Here is a 19,262-nt window from a genome sequence, read left to right on the forward strand (position 1 = left end):
CCTCAGAACGTGGTCGAGATGGTCAGGTCGAAATTCTGTTCAAGGTCATAGTCTTCCTTGACCAGTGCCTTGGAGAAGTTGAAGCGCAGCGGACCAATGGCAGTGGTCCAGTAGACCGAGAAGCCGACCGACGAACGCCAGTTGAGACTGTCGTCCACCTCTGCCACGCCAGCGGTATCATCCAGCCCCCAGACCGAGCCCACATCCCAGAACAGGCCGCCGGTGATGCCGTATTCCTCGGGCAGGCCGATCGGGAATTCGGCCTCCAGCCGGGCGACGGCGAAATAGTTGCCCCCGAGCGCGTCCTCGTTCGGCGCGCCCAGATCGCGCGGGCCAAGGCCATTCGGCTCAAAGCCGCGGATCTTGCCGTTGCCGGTAAAGCGGTCGATGATCCGGCTTTCACCGTTCAGCATGTGCAGCGCACCGCCCTCGACCTCGGCGCGCAGCGTGACCTCTTCTTGCCAGACCTTGGTCTGCGCCCGCGCCAGCGCGGTGGTGCGCACCGATTCCACATCGCCACCCAGACCGGCAAAATCCTGCCCGAAGCGCAGCGTCACCGCCGAGGTCGGGTTCAGCCCGGTCAGGCGCGAGTTGTAGCTGTAGGTATACCCGACCGCCGAGGTATACAGTTCGCCCATATCCTGTTCTCGCGACAGGATCGGCGACGAGCCGGTCGCAGGCGGACCGGCATCATAAGGCTCCACGCTATACAGCTTGCCAGCCGACAGTTCATAGCGCAATTCCAGCCGCCCGGTTTCCGAAATCGGGAATTCAATCGACGGCGAAATCCCCACAAAGCGCGTGGAATAATCGGAATTGTCGCTGTCAGAGGTGTTGTAATAGGTGTTGAACCTGAACTTCAGGTCGCGGCCAAGAAAGAACGGCTCGATGAAGGTCAGCGACGAGTTCACGTTGTCGGTGCCGCTGGAAATGTTCACGCCCAGAAACTGACCGCGCCCGAGGAAGTTTGATTCCTGAAGCGACACGTTGACCCCCACCCCGGAGGATACGCCATAGCTGAGACCAAAGCCCAGCGAGCCGGTCGGCTGTTCCTCGACGTTGACATCAACGACGACCTGATCGGCGGCGCTGCCCTGCCGGGTTTCGACATCGGCCTTGGAGAAGAAACCAAGGGCGCGGGTGCGTTCGGCGGCATTGCGAATCTCGCGCGGGTTGAACGGATCACCCTCCACCGTGCGGAATTGGCGGCGCACGACCTGATCCAGCGTGGTGGTGTTGCCCTCGATATCGATCCGTTCGACAAACACGCGCGGGCCGCGGGTCAGCGCCAGTTGCAGATCCAGCGTCTGGTTGCGGTCATTGCGGGTCAGACGCGGCTCCACGCGGATAAAATTAAGCCCCTTCTTCAGCGCCAGCGCCTCCATCCGGGTGATCGCATTGTCGATCGCCAGCGGCGAATAGGTGGTGCCGGGGCGCAATTTGACCTGGCTCTGGAACTCGGCGGCATCAACCCCCTCGATCTCGCTGACTGCGCTGACCGAGGCAAAGCTGTAGCGCTGGCCTTCGCGGACGTTGAAGGTCATGAAGAAGGCATCGCGTTCGCGCGTGAACTCTGACGCCACGCCCGACACCTGCGCGTCGATATAACCGCGCGAGCGATAGAAATCGACGAGCAACTGGCGGTCGAATTCCACCCTTTCGGCCACGAATGTGTCGCGCTGGATGATGCGGCGGAACAGGCCCGCCTGTTTCGTGCCCAGCACCTGACGCAGCCTGCGGTCCGAAAACGCGCGGTTGCCGGTGAACGAAATCCGCTCCACCTCGGTCACGGTGCCTTCGCGAATTTCAAAGGCAACGTCGATGCGGTTGCCATCACGACGGATCACCTTGGGATCGACGCGCGCGGCCATCCGGCCCGACTGGGCATAAGCCTCGACGATCTTGCCCGCATCGGCCTCGACCTGCGAGGGGGAATAGACCCGGCGCGGTTGCGAGGCGATGATCTTGGCCAGATCCTCATCCTTCAGGCGCTTGTTGCCCTCAAAGTTGATGATGTTGACGGTTGGATATTCCTGCACCCGGATTACCAGCGTGCCACCCTGCGGGACGATTTCGACCGTCTCGAACAGGCCCGAGCCCTGAATGCGCTGATAGGCGTCGTTCAGATCGCCCGCGCTGATCGTGGCGCCGCGGGAAATCGCCGCGTAGGACAGAACGGTGGCAGGTTCGATCCGGTCCAGCCCCTCGATCTTGACCTGATCGAAGCGATAGGATTGTGCCGCAGCCACATCAGGAAGCCCCGATGACAGCGCCGCCAGCGCCAGCAGGAAAACAACCGAGCGAATCTGCCGCGACGGCGTGTTATGTCCAGCGCGGCCCAACTGCTGCCCGATTGCCATCATCTTCTCCCCGAACAGATCACAACTAGTTGTCGAACTGACTACCGGGAAACCCACCGCTTGTCAAAAGCGCCGCGCATCCCCCGCCCTGAAAGATCGCAGCTGCGACAGCCCGACCACACCCCGGCCTCAAGGGCAGAACAGATCGTTGCTCAGCCCGAAGGCCATCAGCATCAGGATCAGCGCCAGACCCACCGTCATCAGCGCGTTCAAAACCCGATCCGAGGGCGGTTTGCCCGTCACCGCTTCCCAGGCGTGAAACACCAGATGCCCGCCATCAAGAACCGGGATCGGAAACAGGTTCAACAAGCCCACCGCCGTCGAAAGCACCGCGATGAACCAGATGAAATTGCCCGCCCCGGTCGAGGCCGCCGCCGCCGAGGTTTCGGCAATGCCCAGAGGGCCGCGCAAGTTGCAACTGGAAATCGCGCCGGTGATCATGTTCCACAGCCCCGATAGCGACGACACGATGATGAACCGCACCTCGCCCACCGCATCGCCCGCAGCCTCCAGCAGACCCGTGGGACGGGTCTGCGGCGCAAAAAAGAAATTGCCGTTGGCGCCCATCAGAAACCGCGTTTCAAAGCCACCATCGCGCAGCGGCAGATCGGTGGATCGTGGGGTCAGCGTCACGGTCATCGTCTCGTCCGCGGCCATGCCGGGGCGCCAGATTTCCAGCGTCATCGGCTGCCCGCCCGAGGCGCCGACCGCGTTCTGCAACTCGACAAAGCCGTAGATCGGCTTGCCTTCGGCGCGGACCAGCACATCACCCGCCTTCAGCCCCGCATCCATCGCCGCCGATCCGGCCCCGATCCCGGCCAGCCGCGCCGGATAAAGCACCGGCCCCGGCACCGTGATCTGCTGACCCGCCCGTTCAACCAGATAGTCGAACAGCGGCGCAGGCGGCAGGCTGCGCATGGCCTGATCAAGCGCCTCATAATCGGGGGTCGGCATCCCCTCGACCGCCAGGATGCGGTCGCCAACCATCACCGCGCCGCTGCCGCCCGGCAGGTCGAACAGGCTGCCCACCTCGGGCCGGTCGGTTGCGGTGCCGCTGTAGAGGAAAACGCCGGTAAAGATCGCCAAAGCCAGAATAAAGTTGAACACCGGCCCCGCCGCCACCGTCGCCGCCCGCGCCCACAGCGGCGCGCCATGCATGGTGTGGCGACGATCTTCTGGCGACAGGGCCGCCATTTCGGCCTCGTCGGCCTTGGCGGATGCGGCGTTGGCATCACCCAGAAACTTCACATAACCGCCCAGCGGCAGCAGCGCCACCTGCCAGCGGGTGCCGTGCCGGTCAACCCGGCTGAACAGCCGCGGACCAAAGCCGATCGAGAACACCTCGGACCGGATACCCGACCAGCGGCCCACGATGTAATGACCGAATTCATGGACCGTCACGATGATCGACAGCGCAACCACAAAGGCCGCGATGGTGTAAAGCAGGTTGCCGAAATCCGGCAGAAGGCCGATCAGATCCACGGATTATGTCCTTGTGTCGATGATCTGGCGCGCGACGCGGCGCGCCTCGGCATCCATGTGCAACACATCATCAAGGCTGCCGGGCGCCTTTCCAAGCCCCCCGCACGATGACAACTGCGCGAGCGTCTCCTCGACCACCGCCGCCATGTCGAGAAAGCCGATGCGACTTGCGATGAAACCGTCCAGCGCACATTCCTTGGCCGCGTTGAACGCGGCCCCCGCCAACCCGCCGGTTGCCATCACCTCACGCGCCAGACGCAGGGCGGGAAAACGGTCCAGATCGGGCGCGCGAAAGGTCAGTCGGCCGATCTGCGCCAGATCGAGCCGCGCCACCGGCAGGTGGCTGCGCTCGGGCCAGTTCAGTGCGTAGCCGATGGCGTGGCGCATGTCGGGCGCGCCCAGATGCGCCATCAGCGCCCCATCGGCAAAGCCAACCAGCGCGTGAACCAGCGATTCCGGGTGAACCAACACCTCGATCTTGCTGGCGTCGACGCCAAAGTATTCATAGGTTTCAATAACCTCTAGCGCCTTATTGAACATCGAGGCGCTGTCGATGGTGATCCGTTGCCCCATCGCCCAGTTGGGGTGGGTCGAGGCTTCGGCGACGGTGGCCTTGGCCAGTTTCTCGATCGGCCAGTCGCGGAACGCCCCGCCCGAGGCGGTGATGATGATGCGTTCCACCGCCGCCATGTCTTCGCCCACAAGGGCCTGAAACACGGCGGAATGTTCGCTGTCCACCGGCAGGATGCGGGCCGAGTGCGCCCGCGCCTCGGCCAGCAGCAGCGGGCCCGCGGTGACAAGGCTTTCCTTGTTGGCAAGGGCCAGCGTGGTGCCATGGCGCAGCGCGCGGAAACCGGGCACCAGACCCGCGGCCCCCACGATGCCCGACATGATCCAGTCGGCCGGGCGGTCGGCCGCCTCGATCAGCGCCTGCGCGCCTGCCGCGGCCTCGATGCCCGTGCCCGCCAGCGCCTCACGCAGCGCGGGCAGGCAATCGTCATAGGCGGTGACGGCTACCTCGGCCCCCAGCGCGCGCGCCTGCTCGGCCAACCGCGCCACCTGCCGCCCGCCGGTCAGCGCCACGACCTGCGCCGCCTCGCGCCCGCCCTGCCGCATCAAAAGGTCGAACGTGCTTTCGCCGATAGAGCCGGTGGCCCCGAAAACCGTGATCCTGCGCATCTGTCCGCCTGTCAAAATCCACCCCCCGGCAGCGGCACCGAGCCGAAAAAGCCCAGAACCAGCACTGCCACCACCGCACCTGTCAGCGCATCGAACCGATCCAGCACGCCGCCATGGCCGGGGATCAGCCCCGAGCTGTCCTTAACCCCGTTGCGCCGCTTGATCGCGCTTTCTGCGATATCGCCCATTTGTCCGGCAAAGGCCACCGCCGCCGACAGCGCCACGATGCCCCAGCCCGCCAGCCCTGCCGCCGCAAAGCCCGCCCCCAACACCGCCGCCGCCAGCCAGCCTGCGACCGTGCCCGACCATGTCTTTTTCGGGCTGACCTTGGGCCAGAACTTGGGCCCGCCAAAGGTGCGGCCCGCAAAATAGCCCGCCACATCCGACACCACGACGACCGCCACCAGCCACAGGATCGCGGCCACCCCCAACCCTTCGCGCAAGGCGACCAGACCATAGCCCGTCAGCATCACGGCAAAGGCATAGCCCAGCACCACCGCCCGGTCACGCCGCGGGCGCAGCGCGGCCACAAGCCCCGGCAGCGGCAACAGCACCAGCGCAAAGGGCGAGTGCAGCGCCAGCACCGCCGCCAGAACGCCCGCCCCCAGCGCCCCCAGCGCCCGCGCCTCGGCGGCGCGGTCGGGTGCGGTCATCCGCGCCACTTCCCAGATCATCAGCCCGGTGACGGCAATAGCCAGAACCGCAAACCACAGCCCCCCGGCCCAGATCGCCGCAGCCCCCACCGCCAGCATCGCCACGCCAGAAATCGCGCGCGCCCGCAGATCGCCCCATTGCCCGGCGGTGCTCATGCCTTCACCACCCCGCCGTAGCGCCGCTCACGCGAGCTGAACCGCGCAAGTATCGCAGCCATCTCGGCTGCGGTGAAATCGGGCCAGAGCGTCGGCGAAAATTCATACTCGGCATAGGCCGCCTGCCAGGGCAGAAAGTTCGAGGTGCGCGCCTCGCCCGAGGTGCGGATGATCAGATCCGGATCGGGCAGATCGGCGGTATCCAGCCGCGCCGAAATCGCCGCCTCTTCCACCTGCGCGGGCGCGATCCGGCCCGCGGCCACATCCTCGGCCAGACGGCGCGCGGCGCGGACCAGCTCATCGCGGCCGCCATAGTTGATCGCCACGGTCAGGTTCAGCCGACTGTTGCCCGCGGTGCGCGCCTCGATCCCGGCCATCAGTGCCTGCAACCGCGGCTCCAGCCGTTCGCGCCCGCCGATGAAGCGCACCCGCACACCTTCGGCCGAAAGCCGGTCTGCCTCGGACTGGATGTAGCGGCCGAACATGCCCATCAGGCCGATCACCTCTTCGGTCGAGCGTTTCCAGTTCTCGGTCGAAAAGGCGTATAGCGTCAGCCAGCGGACGCCCAGATCGGGGCAGGCGCGCACGATCTGGCGCACTCGTTCGGCACCACGTCGATGGCCCACCAGCCGCGGCCAGCCGCGCAGCTTGGCCCAGCGACCGTTGCCATCCATGATGATGGCCACATGTTCGACGCCATGGCCCGAAGGCTGCTCCACCAGCTCCCCCGCGCCCGAGACATCCTTTGCAGCCATCGCCACGCCCTTTCCGAAACCTGCACCACCAGCCACCGTAACCCGGCAGGGTTAACCAGACCCTGCCGCCGTCCGAAGGCTCAGACCTGCATGATCTCGGCCTGCTTGGCCTCCAGCGCCTTGTCAACCAGCGCGATCATCTTGTCGGTCAGGCTTTGCACCTCGTCGGACCAGAATTTCTGATCGTCTTCCGACATGCCCGCGGCCTTGGCCTTCTTGATCTGGTCCATGCCGTCGCGGCGCACGTTGCGGATCGCGACACGGGCATGTTCGGCATATTGCGCGGCGACGCGGGTCAGATCGCGGCGGCGTTCCTCGTTCAGCTCGGGGATCGGCAGCATGATGATGGTGCCGTTCAGTTGCGGGTTGATCCCCAGCCCCGAATCGCGAATGGCCTTTTCGGCCTTGTTCACCAGAGCCTTGTCCCAGATGTTGATGGTCACCATCCGCGGTTCCGGCACGTTGACGGTGCCGATCTGGTTCAGCGGCGTGGGCGAGCCATAGGCATCGACCATGATCGGCTCCACCATCGAGGCCGAGGCGCGGCCGGTGCGCAGCGAGGCGAATTCGTGCTTGAGCGAACCCATCGCCCCGTCCATCCGGCGCGAAAGGTCGTCGATGTCGATCTCGAGATCGTCGGACATGAAACAGTTCCCGTCTTGATTATGGCATGAATGCGGGCATTCGCGGCGTGTCTAGCGGGTTTGCGGGGCGTTGGCCAGTTGACGCAGCGCCCCACCCCGCCATGTCAGCCCTGAACCCGCGTGTAAGTGCCCTGCCCCGACAGGATGCCGCGGAAGCCGCCCGGCTCATCAAGGCTGAACACGATGATCGGCAGGTTGTTGTCGCGTGCCAGCGCAATGGCCGAGGCATCCATCACCCCAAGGTGCTTTTGCAGCACCTCGTCATAGGTGACGGTGTCATAGCGTTTGGCATCGGGAAATTTCTTCGGGTCTTTGTCATAGACCCCGTCCACCTTGGTGCCCTTGAAGATCGCCTCGCAGCCCATTTCGTTGGCGCGCAGTGTGGCCGCCGTGTCGGTGGTGAAATAAGGGTTGCCGGTGCCCGCTGCAAAGATGCAGACGCGCTTCTTCTCCAGATGGCGCACGGCGCGGCGGCGGATGTAGGGCTCGCAGACCTGATCCATCGGGATCGCCGAAATCACGCGGGTATGGATGTTCAGCGCCTCCAGCGCGGCCTGCATCGCCAGCGCGTTCATCACCGTGGCCAGCATCCCCATGTAATCGGCGGTGGTGCGTTCCATCCCCTGCGCGCTGCCCTGCAACCCGCGAAAGATGTTGCCGCCGCCGATCACCATGCAGATTTCCACGCCCAGATCACGGACAGACTGCACCTCGCGTGCGATCCGCGCCACTGTGGGCGGGTGCAGGCCATAGCCCTGATCGCCCATCAGCGCCTCGCCCGAGATCTTCAGCAGAACCCGTTTGTAAGCCACCTTCGGACCGGTTTCGTCGGTCCCGCTGTCAGCGCCCATGCTTGCCCCATATGACTGTTGTAACACCCGCGCAAAATGTCGGAAAAGGGGCGCAGGTTCAACCGCCCCTTTGGCGCAAATTCCGCCCGCCATCGGCGCAACAGGGCAGACCTTTGGAAACATTCGACAACATAGACCCGGCCCGGCATGTCGTGCTGGCAGGCCCCACCGCCAGCGGCAAGTCGGCGCTGGCGCTGGCGATTGCGCGGGCGCAGGGCGGCGTGGTGGTCAATGCCGATGCGTTGCAGGTCTGGTCGTGCTGGCGGGTGCTGAGCGCGCGGCCCTCACCCGAGGATGAGGCCACCGTGCCGCATCTGCTCTATGGCCACCGCGCGCCGGGACAAGATTATTCGGTAGGCCACTGGCTGCGCGAGGTGGCGGGGCTGCTGGCCAGCGGGCAGCGGCTGATCGTGGTGGGCGGCACCGGGCTTTACCTGACCGCGCTGACCGAAGGGCTGGCCGAAATCCCCGCGACACCGCCTGCGGTGCGCGCGCTGGCCGACCGGCGGCGGGCCAGCGAAGGCGCCGCGGCGCTGCTGGCCGAACTTGACCCCGAGACGGCAGCACGGATCGACCCGCTCAACCCCGCCCGCATCCAGCGCGCCTGGGAGGTGCTGGCCGCCACCGGCCGCGGGCTTGCCCGCTGGCAGGCCGAAACCCCGCCGCCGCTGCTGCCGCCGGCCACCTGCACCGCGCTGCTGATCGAGACCGACCGCGACCGCCTGGCCGCCCGCATCGAGGCGCGGTTCGACGCGATGCTGGCCGCCGGCGCGCTGGAAGAGGCGCGCGCGGTGCTGCCAATCTGGGCGCCCGCCGCGCTTTGGTCCAAAGCGATCGGGGCGCCGGAACTGATCGCGCATCTGCGCGGCGAGATCACGCTGGCGGCCGCGACCGAGGCCGCCAAGGCTGCCTCGCGCCAATATGCCAAGCGGCAACGCACCTGGTTTCGTGCCCGGATGAGCGGCTGGCACAAGATCATGCGGGGCTGACAGGCACCGGCCCGTTTCCGCCCATATCGGCAAAAACGGCTTGGTTTCAAAGGGCTTCGCACTTATCCTGCGCCCCGTTGCCGTCGCATTTCCCGCCCCCTCCGCAAGGTTGCCCTGCCGTGAAGCTGTTCACCGGAACGCCCCTGTCGCAATTTGCCCCGGCGCAGCCGCAGCCTGTGGTGGCTGCCACATCCGCGCCGCGCGTGGTTCTGGCCCTGCCGGAACCCCCTTCGCGGGTGCGACTGATGCCGGTGATGCGGCTGGCGGCGGGCGGGCGCTGGCGGGTCGAGGCGATGCGCGCGCTGTCAGAGCCGCTGCTGTTGTGGTTCACCCGTGGTCAGGGCCGCATCACGCTGGGCGGATCGACCCGCGGCTATGGCACGCATAACGCGATCTTCATTCCCGCAGGCGTCATGCACAGCTTTGATCTGGCGCCGCAATCGCATGGCACGGCGCTGTTCTTTGGCGCGGGCACCGATGTCGCGCTGCCCCCCTCGGCGCAGCATCTGCGCATTCGCGAGGCCGGGCCGCAGGCCGAGCTTTCGGGCATTCTCGACCAGATCCAGCGCGAACTGGACAGCGCCCGCCCCGGCGCCGAACGGGCGGCACAGCACCATCTGGGCCTGCTGTCGGTCTGGCTGGAACGCCAGATCGCGGCCCAGGCCGACGAGCCGCGCGCGATCCCCGCCGCGCGCCGCCTTGCCGCCCGCTTTACCGCGCTGCTGGAACGCGATTTCCGCTCGGGTCATGGCGTGGCCGACTACGCCGCCGAACTGGGCGTGACACCGACGCATCTGACCCGCGCCTGCCGCGAGGCCTGCGGTCGCACCGCCTCGGACCTGTTGCAGGACCGCAGGCTTTATGAGGCGCGGCGCCTGCTGGCCGAAACCCGCGCGCCGGTCAAGGCGATATCGGAGGGGCTGGGCTTTGCCAGCCCTGCCTATTTCACCCGCGCCTTCCACGCCCGCATCGGCAAGACTCCGTCAGCCTTCCGCAAAGGCGTCTGAGGCCCCTTTTCGCCGCAGCCCGGACGAATTACATCGACGTCAGACCCTGCCGGAGACGATGATGGAAAAAGCGATTGAACGGTTCCTGTTTGCCAGCCGCTGGCTGATGGCACCGATGTATCTGGGCCTTGTGGGCGCCCTTATGATCCTGCTCTACAGCTTTGTCGTGGAACTGGTCCATTTCGCCATGGCGCTGCCCACGCTGGGCGTCGATGACGCGGTGATGGGGGTTCTGGCGCTGATCGACCTCAGCCTTGCGGGCAATCTGGTGCTGATCGTGATCTTTTCGGGCTACGAAAACTTCGTCAGCCGGATGGACACCGCCGACCACGAAGACCGCCCCGACTGGCAGGACGAGGTCGATTTTTCGGCTCTGAAGCTGAAACTGGTGGCCTCGATCGTCGCAATATCGGGGATTCACCTTCTCAAGGTGTTCATGGACATTGAAAAATACAGCCCCGAAAAAATCGAATGGATGGTGATCATCCATCTTGTGTTCATCATTTCGGGTGTGCTGCTGGCGGCGATGGACTGGATCACCAACCACGCCAAGACCCTGAAAAAGAAAAAATATGACACCAAAGGGCTGATCCAGCCCTAAGCCCGCAGGGGGAATTCACGATCCCCGCAGGCCCGCCCTAGCCGTTTGCCGGTGCGGGCGGGCCGAACCTGCCCAGCATCCGCGCCATGATCTGGTCGCGGGTCTGGCGATAGGCGGCCAGTTTCGCCTCTCGCCCCTCGGCCAGGCCGGTCGGGTCCATGATCGGCCAGTATTCGACTTCCAGATGGACATAGCGCGTCAGTTCCAGCGCCCGGCGCTGGCTGGCGGGCGACAGCGCGATCACCAGATCAAAGCTGGACAGATCATCGCCCCAATCCAGCATTTCATCAAAAGAGCGCGCCCGATGGCGCCCCAGTTCCACCCCGATTTCCTGACAGACGGCAACGGCAAAGCCGTCCACCTCGCCCTCGCTTTTCACGCCGACCGACTGCACATAGAATATGCGGCCATAGAGCTTTTTCATGATCCCCTCGGCCATAGGCGACCGGATGGTGTTGTGATCGCAGCAAAACAGCACCGAATGGGGAAGCCCGGCCATCACGCCACCGGGGTCAGCACGCAGATCAGCGTGAACAGGCGCCGCGCGGTGTCGATATCCAGTTCCGCCTTGCCGTCCAGCCGTTCCTGCAACACCCGCGCGCCTTCGTTGTGGATGCCGCGGCGGGCCATGTCGATTGCCTCGATCTGGCTGGGGGGCAGGCGTTTGACCGCCTCGAAATAACTGTGGCAGATCTGGAAGTAATCCTTCACCACCTGCCGAAACGGGCCGAGGCTCAGGTGAAACTCGGCCACCTTCTCGCCAGTCTCGGAACAGGTGTCAAAGACCAGCCGCCCCTCGCGGATCGACAGATTCAGACAGAACGGCCCCTCGGGCGGAGCAGCCCCGTTGCGCCCCGGAAGGGCAAAGGAATTATCCTCCAGCAGATCATAGATGGCGACCTTGCGCTCCTGCTCGATCTCGGGGCTGGGCGCGGGCAGGCCCGCATCGTCGATCTCGACCCGGCTGATGCGGCTCATGCCCCGTCCCCTCCGTTCAGCGCATCCAGCCGGGCGCGCACCGACAGGCCGTGCGCCTGCAGGCTTTCCGAAATCGCCAGCCGTTCGGCAGCGGGACCGATGGCCGCCAGAGCCGCGGGGGTCATCTTGGCCAGCGTGGTGCGCTTGAGGAAATCGAGCACGCTCAACCCCGAGGAGAACCGGGCCGAGCGGGCGGTGGGCAGAACGTGGTTCGGCCCGCCGACATAATCGCCGATGGCCTCGGGCGTGTAGGCGCCCAGAAAGATCGCCCCGGCATGGGGGATCTTGTCGGCCAGGGCCTCGGGGTCGGCCACGCACAGTTCCAGATGTTCGGCGGCGATGCGGTTGGCCAGCTCCGCCGCCTCGTCCAGATCGCGCACCACGATCACCGCGCCATAGTCGCGCCAGCTTGCCCCCGCGATGGCGCGGCGTTCCAGCGTCTCCAGCCGTTTTTCCACCGCCGCCACCACGGCGCGACCGAAATCGGCACTGTCGGTAATCAGGATCGACTGCGCGCTTTCGTCGTGTTCGGCCTGGCTCAGCAGGTCGAGCGCGATCCAGTCGGGGTTGTTGTCGGCATCGGCGATGACCAGAATTTCCGACGGCCCGGCGATCATGTCGATCCCCACCCGGCCAAAGACCCGGCGCTTGGCGGCGGCGACATAGGCATTGCCGGGACCGGTGATCTTGTCCACCGGGCGCACGGTTGCGGTGCCATAGGCCAGCGCCGCAATCGCCTGTGCGCCACCGATGCGATAGATCGTATCGACCCCGGCGATCTGCGCAGCGGCCAGCACCAGCGGGTTCACCACCCCGCCCGGCGTCGGGCAGGCGATCACCAGCCGCCCCACCCCTGCGACCCGCGCCGGAATCGCGTTCATCAGCACCGAGGACGGATAGGACGCAAGCCCCCCCGGCACATACAGCCCCGCCGCCGATACCGGCGTGAACCGCCAGCCCAGCGTCGCGCCGTCAGGGTCGGTCCAGATCGCATCGGCGGGCATCTGACGAACGTGATAGGCGCGGATGCGTTCGGCCGCCAGTTCCAGCGCGGCGCGGTCGGCGGACGACACCTTGGCCACCTCGGCTGCGATCTCTGCGGCCGAAAAGGCCAGCGTCTCGGGCGTCAGGTCGAGCCGGTCAAAGCGCGCGGTCATCTCGATCAGCGCCGCATCGCCGCGGACACGCACATCGGCGATGATCGCGGCCACCGTGGCATCGACATCGGGCGCATCCTCACGCTTGGCCGACAAAAGCGCCTCAAAGGCTGTGGCAAAGCCGGGCTCGGTGGTGGACAGGGTCTGCGGCATGGCGGGCCTCCTCATGACTGCCTTCGATTAGTCGCTGACGCCCCGCCCCGCAAGCCCGGCCAGCAAACAAGGCCGGTTTGACCGCGCCTCAGATACAAGACGGTTGGCACCGCCGCCATGAACGGATGGCTGCGGCCCCTTGCGCAAAGCCCCCGCGCGCGGCATGACATCTGCATGACCCAGACCCTTCTCTTTGTCACCGGCACCCGCGCCGATTTCGGCAAGCTTGAACCTCTGGCCGCCGCCGCCCGCGACGCGGGGTTTTCGGTGGGCTTTTTTGTCACCGGCATGCACATGCTTGACCGTTACGGCCTGACCAAGCTTGAGGTGCACCGAACCCCCGGCGTGACGGTGCATGAATACCTCAACCAGCGGCCCGGCGACGCGCAAGACATCATTCTGGCAAAAACCGTGACCGGGTTTTCCGACTATGTGGCCGAACATCGCCCCGACCTGATCGTGGTGCATGGCGACCGGGTCGAGGCGCTGGCAACTGCGCTGGTCGCGGCGACGAACTACATCCGCTCGGCCCATGTCGAGGGCGGCGAGGTGTCGGGCACGATCGACGAGGTGTTCCGGCACTGCAACACCAAGCTGGCAAGTCACCACTTCGTGTCGTCGCAGCAGGCAGCGCGGCGGGTGATGGCGCTGGGCGAACCCGAAGAAACGATCCATGTGATCGGCTCGCCGGAACTGGATTTTCACTCGCAGCCCTCGGGCGTCGGCATCGCGGCGGTGCGCGCGCACTACGCCATTCCGTTTGACGATTACGGCATCTGCGTGTTTCACCCGGTCACGTCAGAGGCCGAGACGATGGGCGCGCAGGCCCGCGCGCTCTATGGTGCGCTGGCGGCCTCGGGGCGCAATTTCGTGCTGATCGCGCCCAACAACGATCCCGGCTCGGAGGCGATCTTTCAGGTGATCGACGCCTTGCCGCGGGATCGGTTCCGCGTGATCCCCTCGATGCGGTTTGCGCATTTTTCCGAATTGATGAAAAATGCCAAATGCATGGTGGGCAATTCGTCCGCCGGGGTGCGCGAGGCGCCGTTTCTGGGCCTGCCCTCGCTGGATGTGGGCACACGCCAGACGAACCGGGCCGATGCACCCTCGATCAGGGCGGTGGATGCCGGCGATGCAGCAGGAATTTCAGATTTCCTGAAAACCGAATGGGGCCGCAGTCACCCCCGCCACACCGGCTTTGGCGAGGGCCGCGCGGCGGACCGCTTTGTTCAGGTTCTGCGCGACCCCGCCTTCTGGTCGCGCTCGCTGCAAAAAGAGTTTCGTGACATTGGCTGAGGCCCCCACAGGGCCGCTGCTGCGCGCCTATCTGGCGGCCAGCCGCGCGCTGGTGCCGCTGGCGCCCGTGGTGCTGCACCGCAGGCTGGCGCGCGGGCGCGAGGATGCGGCGCGCTGGCGCGAAAAGCTGGGCGAAGCAACGGCGGCACGGCCAGATGGCCCGCTGATCTGGTTTCATGCGGTGGGTCTGGGCGAGGTTCTGGCGCTGTCGGGGCTGATCGGGGCGCTGGCGGCGGCGCGGCCCGACCTGCATTTCCTGGTGACCTCGACCGCGCGCTCCTCGGCCGAGGTATTTGCGAAAAACGCACCTCCCCACACGCAGCATCAGTTTTTGCCGCTGGATGCCGCGCCCTTCATCGCGCGGTTTCTGGACCATTGGCGCCCCGATCTGTCGGTCTGGGCCGAACAGGATCTGTGGCCGGGTCTGGTGGTGGAAACGCATCGCCGTGGCATCCCGCTGGCGCTGATCAATGCGCGGATGAACGCGCGGGCCTACACCGCGCGGGCGCGGGCGCGTGGACTGTATCGCGACCTTTACGCGCGCTTTTCCCATATCTCGGCGCAAGATGAGATGACCGCCCGCCATCTGGGCTTGCTGGGGGCAAAAGGGGTTGCTGTCACCGGCTCGCTCAAGGCCGCCGCCGCGCCCCTGGCCGACGCGCCCGAGGCGCGGGCAGCCCTTGCGCCGCTGGCCGCGCGTCGGCCCTGGCTTGTGGCCTCAAGCCACGCCGAGGATGAGGCGGTGGCCTTTGCCGCCGCCAGCGCCCTGCCGGAACGGCTGCTGATCGTGGCGCCCCGCCTGCCCGCCCGCGCGGCCCAGATCATCGCAGCCGCCCGCGCCGCGGGCCTTAGCGTTGCGCAACGCTCGGCAGGCACCCTGCCCGGAGCGGAGACGCAACTCTATCTGGCCGATACCTTCGGCGAGATGGGGCTGTGGTATCGGCTCTGCCCCGTCGCGCTGGTCGGCGGCAGCTTTGGCGCCGTCGAGGGCCACAACCCGTGGGAGCCCGCGCGGCTGGGCTGCGCCATCCTGCACGGGCCGCGCACGGCGAATTTTGCCGCCGATTACGCCGCGCTGGATGCCGCGGGGGGGGGCCGACCGGTGGCGGATGCCGCAGCCCTTGCCGCGGCGATCACCGCCCCTGACCTGCCCGACATGGCCGCCCGTGCCCGCGCGCTGGCCGACCGGGGCGCCGCCGCCCTGCCGGGCCTGTGTGCCACGCTGATGGGGCTGATGCGATGAACTTTCCCTCGTCCCGCCTGCGGCTGGCACTGGCGCTTTACGCCGCGCTTTGGTGGCTGGGGCTGCCGCTCGCGCTTGCCTATCTTCGTCGCCGCGCGCGCCGCGATGCCGATTATGGCGCACATCTGGCCGAACGCTTTGGCCGCCACGCGCCCTTCCCCGGTGCAGTCTGGGTCCATGCCGTATCCTTGGGCGAAATGCGCTCGGCCACACCGCTTGTTCGCGCGCTGCTGGAGCGGGGCGAGCGGGTCGTGACCACCCATTTCACCCCCGCCGGTCGGCGTGAGGCCACCCGCGCCTTCGCCCCCGAGATTGCCGCGGGGCAGTTGCGCGCGGTCTGGGTGCCGTTCGAACTGGGCTTTGCCTTTCGCCGCTTTTTCAAGGCGTTCCGGCCAAAATACGGGCTGGTGATGGAAATCGAGATCTGGCCGGGCATGATCATGGCCGCCCGCCGCGCGGGCGTGGCGCTGTTCATGTGCAATGCGCAATATCCGTCGAAAAGCTTTGCCCGCGACACCACGCGCACCGGTTTCAGGGCCGAACTGATGCGCGGCTTTGCCGGGGCACTGGTGAAATCCGACCTTCAGGCCGAACGGTTCGCCCGCGTCGGCGTGGCGGCCATCGCGGTGACGGGCGAGTTGCGCTTTGACCAGCCGATCCCGCCGGCGCAGGTCATCGCCGGGGTCGCCGCGCGGGGCTGGCTTGCGCCAAGCCGCCCGGTGGTGACGCTCGCCTCGGTCGTGGCGGGCGAGGATGCGGTCTACCTCGCCGCGATCCACGCCAGCCTTGCCGCGCATCGCGCAGCGGGCTTGCCCGCGCCGCTGTTTGTCTATGTTCCCCGCGCGCCGGAACGGTTTGATGAAACCGCGCAGCTTGTGGCTGGCGCGGGTCTGTCTTGCGCGGCCCGGTCCCACCTTTTCGATGCGGCGCTTGCCCCGAAAGGCGCGGCGCCCGATATCGACGTGCTCTTGGGCGACAGCTTGGGCGAGATGTATTTCTACCTGGCGATGGCCGACCGCGCGCTGGTGGGCGGCGGGTTTACCCCCAAGGGCGCGCATAACATCATCGAGCCGCTGGCGCTGAAAAAGCCGGTGATCGTCGGCCCCGAGATCTGGACGATCGAATATCCCGCAACCGAGGCGATTGCCGCAGGCGTCGTGCTGCGGGTGGAAACGCCCGGCGCGTTGGCCGCCGCCCTGTCACCCGGCGCGGGGTTCACCCCCGCGCCCGAGATGATCGACGCCTTCTTTGCCGCCCATGCAGGGGGCGTGGCCCGCACACTGGCCGCGATCGACCGGTTCACCAGCCGCTGAACCCGCCATCGACATTGACCAGTTGGCCCGTCATGTAGCCCGCCTGCGGACTGCACAAGAACAGCATCGCATCGGCAATCTCGTCGGGCTGGGCCATCCGGCCCGCCATGATCAACTGGCCCACGCGGCGCTGGAATTCTTCGGAATGGCCGTTGAATACCGCCCCAGGCGCGATTGTGTTGACGGTGGCGCCCCGCCCCGCCCAATAGCCCGCCAGCCACAGCGTCAGCCCGTGAATGCCCGCCTTGGTGGTGGAATAGGCCGAGAACGACTTGAACGGCATCCCCTCGTAGATCGCGTGATGCGGCCCGTTCAGCGCATACATCGAGGCCACGTTGATCAGCGTCGCGGGGTATTTGCCCACGATGTCGCGGTCCATCTGGCGGGCGATCATGAAGGCGCCGGTCAGGTTGGTGCGCAGCGTGCGTTCCCAGTCGCTGACCGAGGTATTGGCGAAATCTGGAAAGGGCTTGCCCGCGCCCATCAGCAATTCGCCCGTGATCGCGGCATTGTTCAGCACCACGTTGGGTTCCCAGCCGTCGGCCATGATGCGGGCAAATATACCCGTGACCTGATCCTCGTCGCCCACGTCGAGGTCATAGAAGCGGAAATTTGCCTGGCCCTCATGCGCGGCCTTCAGCGTCTCGGCCCGGTGGCCCGGCAGGTCCGAGGCCACCACCCGCGCCCCCGCGGCCAGCATTCGCCGCACATAGGTCGAGCCCAGCACCCCGCCCGAGCCGGTGATGAAGATCGTGCGCCCCGCCAGTTGCTTATCCATGTTTCGCCTCCTTCAGGCGTTCGGTCATCAGGAATTCGACCAGACGAAAGTCAAATTCGGTGTCGATATCCACGCAGGCCTCGGGCGGCATCAGATAGGGGATGACCCGCCCCTCATAGAGGCTATGCGCGCGTTTGAGATAGGCCGGGTCCAGCACATAGGTGCTGGCCGCATGTTCATAGACGACGGGCGCCTGCTGGCGCGCGACCACGCCGCCCGGCAGCGGCTTTGACACATGCAGCGCGCCGGTGGCGTCAGGCTCCACCAGGTTGAAATAGGGGTTCTTGCGCGCCTCGCAGCACGACATCACCATGTCGGGGCGCTGCGCGCGAAACAGCGCGATGGCGTCCACGATGTCGTGGGGCCGGCGCAACGGCGAGGTGCAGTCCAGATCGACGAACAGATCGACCGGCCCCGCCAGCGCCTCGGACGCCGCCAGCGCGTGCTGCCAGACCCCCCATTTGCCCGCGCTGTCGGTGGCCAGATGCGCGGGCCGCAGGCCGATGGCCAGCGCCCCTTTGGCGACCGCATGATCATAGATGCGTTCGTCATCGGTGGACACCACCACCGCATCTATCGCCGGGCAGTCGAACAGCTGATCCAGCGACCAGTCGATCAGCGGCTTGCCGCAGAGCGGGCGAAAGTTCTTGCCCGGAACGCCCTTGGAGCCTTTTCGGGCGCCGATATGACCCAGGATCATGGGATCTCCTTCGTGATCTGTCCGGTGAAGCGGCGAGCCTCCCACGCCGCGGCGATCAGGGCGCAGCTTTCCTGCACCGCATCGAACCGCGGCAGATGCTCGACGCCCGAGGTGGGCCGGCCTTCGGCCAGCGCCAGAAAATCGCGCATCGCTGACAGGAACATCTCGTTGCGCTCGAACGGCAGCGCGAACGCGCGCGCGCCCGCGCCGCCGATGCGGCAGCGGCTGGCGACAAGATCGGCATCCTGCGTCTGGCGCAGGCCGCGGATTGCCACGGTGCGGTTGAACACGGGCGAAAGGTAATCCATCGCCACCGCTCCCATCGCCCCCGACGGCGCCACCAGTTCGATGCGGGTGGCGAAATCGACGCCCGGATAGGCGGCATGGCCAAGGCATTGCACCGTGCCCAGCGTCAGGCCGGGAAACAGCGCAGCCGCCATGTCAAGTTCATGGCACAGGTCCAGCAGCACCCCGCCGCCTTCCGGCAGCGCGGCGTAGCTTTGCGAAAAACGCCAGTTCTGGCGCCATTGCGTCACGTCATGGCCGATCTCGAAGGCAAAGCCGAAGCTGTCCGACAGGTCGGCCTGCGCCAGTTCCCGAAACAGCGGATGATAGCGCATCATGAACCCCGCGACCGACCGCGCCGCGACCGGGGCCGCGGCGACCGTGATCGCCGCCAGATCGGCGGCGCGAAAGGCCACCGGCTTTTCAACATAAAACGGCACCCCTGCCGCAGCGCAGACAGTGATCAGTTCCAGCCGCACCTGCGTGGCGGTGGCGATCACCACGGCCCCCACATCGGGGTCCGCCGCCAGACGCTCGCCCAGCGCCGCCGCCGAATAGCCGCGCCAGCCGATATGTTCGGCCGCCACACCCAGCGCACCCAGATTGTTGAAATGCCGCGTGCCGATCGAGCCTTTGCCGATCACCAGAACCTTCATGCGCGCCCCCGATCCTTTGCACCCTG

At 66.4% G+C, this 19,262-nt stretch carries 19 protein-coding genes; 6 read left to right on the top strand and 13 right to left on the bottom strand.

The annotated features are described in order from the left end of the window. Window positions 1-2 precede the first annotated feature (2 nt). The 7 genes from bamA to pyrH form a co-directional block, all read right to left on the bottom strand. On the bottom strand, window positions 3-2,360 hold the full coding sequence (bamA, locus tag C5F46_RS10920) for an outer membrane protein assembly factor BamA (protein WP_168796763.1): 2,358 nt from the start codon (window positions 2,358-2,360) through the stop codon (window positions 3-5). Window positions 2,361-2,489: 129 nt separating this feature from the next. Continuing rightward, window positions 2,490-3,842 carry an RIP metalloprotease RseP gene (gene rseP / locus C5F46_RS10925; RefSeq protein ID WP_107325387.1) on the bottom strand — a complete coding sequence of 451 codons (1,353 nt, stop codon included), beginning with the start codon at window positions 3,840-3,842 and terminating at the stop codon, window positions 2,490-2,492. Between the two features lie 3 nt (window positions 3,843-3,845). Continuing rightward, window positions 3,846-5,021: a 1-deoxy-D-xylulose-5-phosphate reductoisomerase gene (dxr, locus tag C5F46_RS10930; protein WP_107325388.1), complete on the bottom strand. Its 1,176-nt coding sequence runs from the start codon at window positions 5,019-5,021 to the stop codon at window positions 3,846-3,848. Window positions 5,022-5,032: 11 nt separating this feature from the next. After that, window positions 5,033-5,830, bottom strand: a complete 798-nt coding sequence (locus tag C5F46_RS10935) for a phosphatidate cytidylyltransferase (RefSeq protein ID WP_107325389.1) — start codon at window positions 5,828-5,830, stop codon at window positions 5,033-5,035. Then, the gene (gene uppS / locus C5F46_RS10940) at window positions 5,827-6,585 is read right to left on the bottom strand and encodes a polyprenyl diphosphate synthase (RefSeq protein WP_107325390.1); all 759 of its coding nucleotides are present in this window, start codon (window positions 6,583-6,585) and stop codon (window positions 5,827-5,829) included. Before uppS ends, C5F46_RS10935 begins: the two co-directional genes overlap by 4 nt. An 80-nt stretch (window positions 6,586-6,665) precedes the next feature. Next, complete coding sequence (frr, locus tag C5F46_RS10945; RefSeq protein ID WP_107325391.1) at window positions 6,666-7,229, bottom strand: ribosome recycling factor; 564 nt, start codon at window positions 7,227-7,229, stop codon at window positions 6,666-6,668. Between the two features lie 104 nt (window positions 7,230-7,333). Beyond that, a complete protein-coding gene (gene pyrH / locus C5F46_RS10950; protein WP_107325392.1) occupies window positions 7,334-8,080 on the bottom strand; it encodes a UMP kinase in 747 nt (248 codons plus the stop codon). Window positions 8,081-8,193: 113 nt separating this feature from the next. On the opposite strand from pyrH, the gene miaA reads away from it, so the two are divergent. The 3 genes from miaA (at window position 8,194) to C5F46_RS10965 (ending at window position 10,677) form a co-directional block, all read left to right on the top strand. Next, window positions 8,194-9,069: a tRNA (adenosine(37)-N6)-dimethylallyltransferase MiaA gene (miaA, locus tag C5F46_RS10955; RefSeq protein WP_235820150.1), complete on the top strand. Its 876-nt coding sequence runs from the start codon at window positions 8,194-8,196 to the stop codon at window positions 9,067-9,069. A gap of 119 nt (window positions 9,070-9,188) precedes the next feature. Continuing rightward, a complete protein-coding gene (locus C5F46_RS10960) occupies window positions 9,189-10,076 on the top strand; it encodes a helix-turn-helix domain-containing protein (RefSeq protein ID WP_235820151.1) in 888 nt (295 codons plus the stop codon). Between the two features lie 61 nt (window positions 10,077-10,137). Further along, window positions 10,138-10,677 (top strand): TIGR00645 family protein, encoded by a 540-nt coding sequence (locus tag C5F46_RS10965; RefSeq protein ID WP_107325416.1) that lies wholly within the window; start codon window positions 10,138-10,140, stop codon window positions 10,675-10,677. A gap of 37 nt (window positions 10,678-10,714) precedes the next feature. On the opposite strand, the gene C5F46_RS10970 is transcribed toward C5F46_RS10965, so the two are convergent. From C5F46_RS10970 to hisD, 3 genes are read right to left on the bottom strand one after another with little or no spacing between them, the layout of a single operon-like run. Further along, the gene (locus tag C5F46_RS10970; protein WP_107325394.1) at window positions 10,715-11,176 is read right to left on the bottom strand and encodes an arsenate-mycothiol transferase ArsC; all 462 of its coding nucleotides are present in this window, start codon (window positions 11,174-11,176) and stop codon (window positions 10,715-10,717) included. Beyond that, window positions 11,176-11,655 (bottom strand): UPF0262 family protein, encoded by a 480-nt coding sequence (locus tag C5F46_RS10975; RefSeq protein ID WP_107325395.1) that lies wholly within the window; start codon window positions 11,653-11,655, stop codon window positions 11,176-11,178. Before C5F46_RS10975 ends, C5F46_RS10970 begins: the two co-directional genes overlap by 1 nt. Then, complete coding sequence (gene hisD, locus C5F46_RS10980; RefSeq protein WP_107325396.1) at window positions 11,652-12,965, bottom strand: histidinol dehydrogenase; 1,314 nt, start codon at window positions 12,963-12,965, stop codon at window positions 11,652-11,654. The genes C5F46_RS10975 and hisD overlap by 4 nt, the downstream gene beginning before the upstream one ends. A gap of 174 nt (window positions 12,966-13,139) precedes the next feature. On the opposite strand from hisD, the gene neuC reads away from it, so the two are divergent. Genes neuC through C5F46_RS10995 form a run of 3 tightly spaced genes read left to right on the top strand, consistent with a single transcriptional unit; the run spans window position 13,140 to window position 16,817 of the window. Then, the gene (neuC, locus tag C5F46_RS10985) at window positions 13,140-14,261 is read left to right on the top strand and encodes a UDP-N-acetylglucosamine 2-epimerase (RefSeq protein WP_107325417.1); all 1,122 of its coding nucleotides are present in this window, start codon (window positions 13,140-13,142) and stop codon (window positions 14,259-14,261) included. Then, window positions 14,248-15,504, top strand: coding sequence for a 3-deoxy-D-manno-octulosonic acid transferase (locus tag C5F46_RS10990; RefSeq protein WP_168796762.1), 1,257 nt, complete (start codon window positions 14,248-14,250; stop codon window positions 15,502-15,504). The genes neuC and C5F46_RS10990 overlap by 14 nt, the downstream gene beginning before the upstream one ends. Beyond that, complete coding sequence (locus C5F46_RS10995) at window positions 15,501-16,817, top strand: 3-deoxy-D-manno-octulosonic acid transferase (RefSeq protein WP_107325398.1); 1,317 nt, start codon at window positions 15,501-15,503, stop codon at window positions 16,815-16,817. The genes C5F46_RS10990 and C5F46_RS10995 overlap by 4 nt, the downstream gene beginning before the upstream one ends. Here C5F46_RS10995 and C5F46_RS11000 read toward each other — a convergent pair. From C5F46_RS11000 to C5F46_RS11010, 3 genes are read right to left on the bottom strand one after another with little or no spacing between them, the layout of a single operon-like run. Continuing rightward, on the bottom strand, window positions 16,804-17,595 hold the full coding sequence (locus C5F46_RS11000; RefSeq protein ID WP_107325399.1) for an SDR family NAD(P)-dependent oxidoreductase: 792 nt from the start codon (window positions 17,593-17,595) through the stop codon (window positions 16,804-16,806). The two genes, C5F46_RS10995 and C5F46_RS11000, sit on opposite strands and share 14 nt — an antisense overlap. Continuing rightward, entirely contained in the window at window positions 17,588-18,295 is a 708-nt protein-coding gene (locus C5F46_RS11005; RefSeq protein ID WP_107325400.1) for an acylneuraminate cytidylyltransferase family protein, read from the bottom strand. The genes C5F46_RS11000 and C5F46_RS11005 overlap by 8 nt, the downstream gene beginning before the upstream one ends. Continuing rightward, window positions 18,292-19,236 carry a Gfo/Idh/MocA family protein gene (locus C5F46_RS11010; RefSeq protein WP_107325401.1) on the bottom strand — a complete coding sequence of 315 codons (945 nt, stop codon included), beginning with the start codon at window positions 19,234-19,236 and terminating at the stop codon, window positions 18,292-18,294. The genes C5F46_RS11005 and C5F46_RS11010 overlap by 4 nt, the downstream gene beginning before the upstream one ends. Window positions 19,237-19,262: the final 26 nt, after the last annotated feature.

This window comes from Phaeovulum veldkampii DSM 11550 (assembly GCF_003034995.1).
GTDB classification, from domain to species: domain Bacteria; phylum Pseudomonadota; class Alphaproteobacteria; order Rhodobacterales; family Rhodobacteraceae; genus Phaeovulum; species Phaeovulum veldkampii.

What these genes read in the sequence shown, in the direction of transcription:
- dxr (WP_107325388.1), bottom strand. Translation starts at nt 5,021, where the DNA reads ATGCGCAGGATCACGGTTTTCGGGGCCACCGGCTCTATCGGCGAAAGC.
- C5F46_RS10965 (WP_107325416.1), top strand. Translation starts at nt 10,138, where the DNA reads ATGGAAAAAGCGATTGAACGGTTCCTGTTTGCCAGCCGCTGGCTGATG.
- C5F46_RS11005 (WP_107325400.1), bottom strand. Translation starts at nt 18,295, where the DNA reads ATGATCCTGGGTCATATCGGCGCCCGAAAAGGCTCCAAGGGCGTTCCG.
- C5F46_RS10935 (WP_107325389.1), bottom strand. Translation starts at nt 5,830, where the DNA reads ATGAGCACCGCCGGGCAATGGGGCGATCTGCGGGCGCGCGCGATTTCT.
- neuC (WP_107325417.1), top strand. Translation starts at nt 13,140, where the DNA reads ATGACCCAGACCCTTCTCTTTGTCACCGGCACCCGCGCCGATTTCGGC.
- pyrH (WP_107325392.1), bottom strand. Translation starts at nt 8,080, where the DNA reads ATGGGCGCTGACAGCGGGACCGACGAAACCGGTCCGAAGGTGGCTTAC.
- frr (WP_107325391.1), bottom strand. Translation starts at nt 7,229, where the DNA reads ATGTCCGACGATCTCGAGATCGACATCGACGACCTTTCGCGCCGGATG.
- C5F46_RS10995 (WP_107325398.1), top strand. Translation starts at nt 15,501, where the DNA reads ATGAACTTTCCCTCGTCCCGCCTGCGGCTGGCACTGGCGCTTTACGCC.
- C5F46_RS11000 (WP_107325399.1), bottom strand. Translation starts at nt 17,595, where the DNA reads ATGGATAAGCAACTGGCGGGGCGCACGATCTTCATCACCGGCTCGGGC.
- C5F46_RS10975 (WP_107325395.1), bottom strand. Translation starts at nt 11,655, where the DNA reads ATGAGCCGCATCAGCCGGGTCGAGATCGACGATGCGGGCCTGCCCGCG.
- C5F46_RS11010 (WP_107325401.1), bottom strand. Translation starts at nt 19,236, where the DNA reads ATGAAGGTTCTGGTGATCGGCAAAGGCTCGATCGGCACGCGGCATTTC.
- hisD (WP_107325396.1), bottom strand. Translation starts at nt 12,965, where the DNA reads ATGCCGCAGACCCTGTCCACCACCGAGCCCGGCTTTGCCACAGCCTTT.
- bamA (WP_168796763.1), bottom strand. Translation starts at nt 2,360, where the DNA reads ATGGCAATCGGGCAGCAGTTGGGCCGCGCTGGACATAACACGCCGTCG.
- C5F46_RS10970 (WP_107325394.1), bottom strand. Translation starts at nt 11,176, where the DNA reads ATGGCCGGGCTTCCCCATTCGGTGCTGTTTTGCTGCGATCACAACACC.
- uppS (WP_107325390.1), bottom strand. Translation starts at nt 6,585, where the DNA reads ATGGCTGCAAAGGATGTCTCGGGCGCGGGGGAGCTGGTGGAGCAGCCT.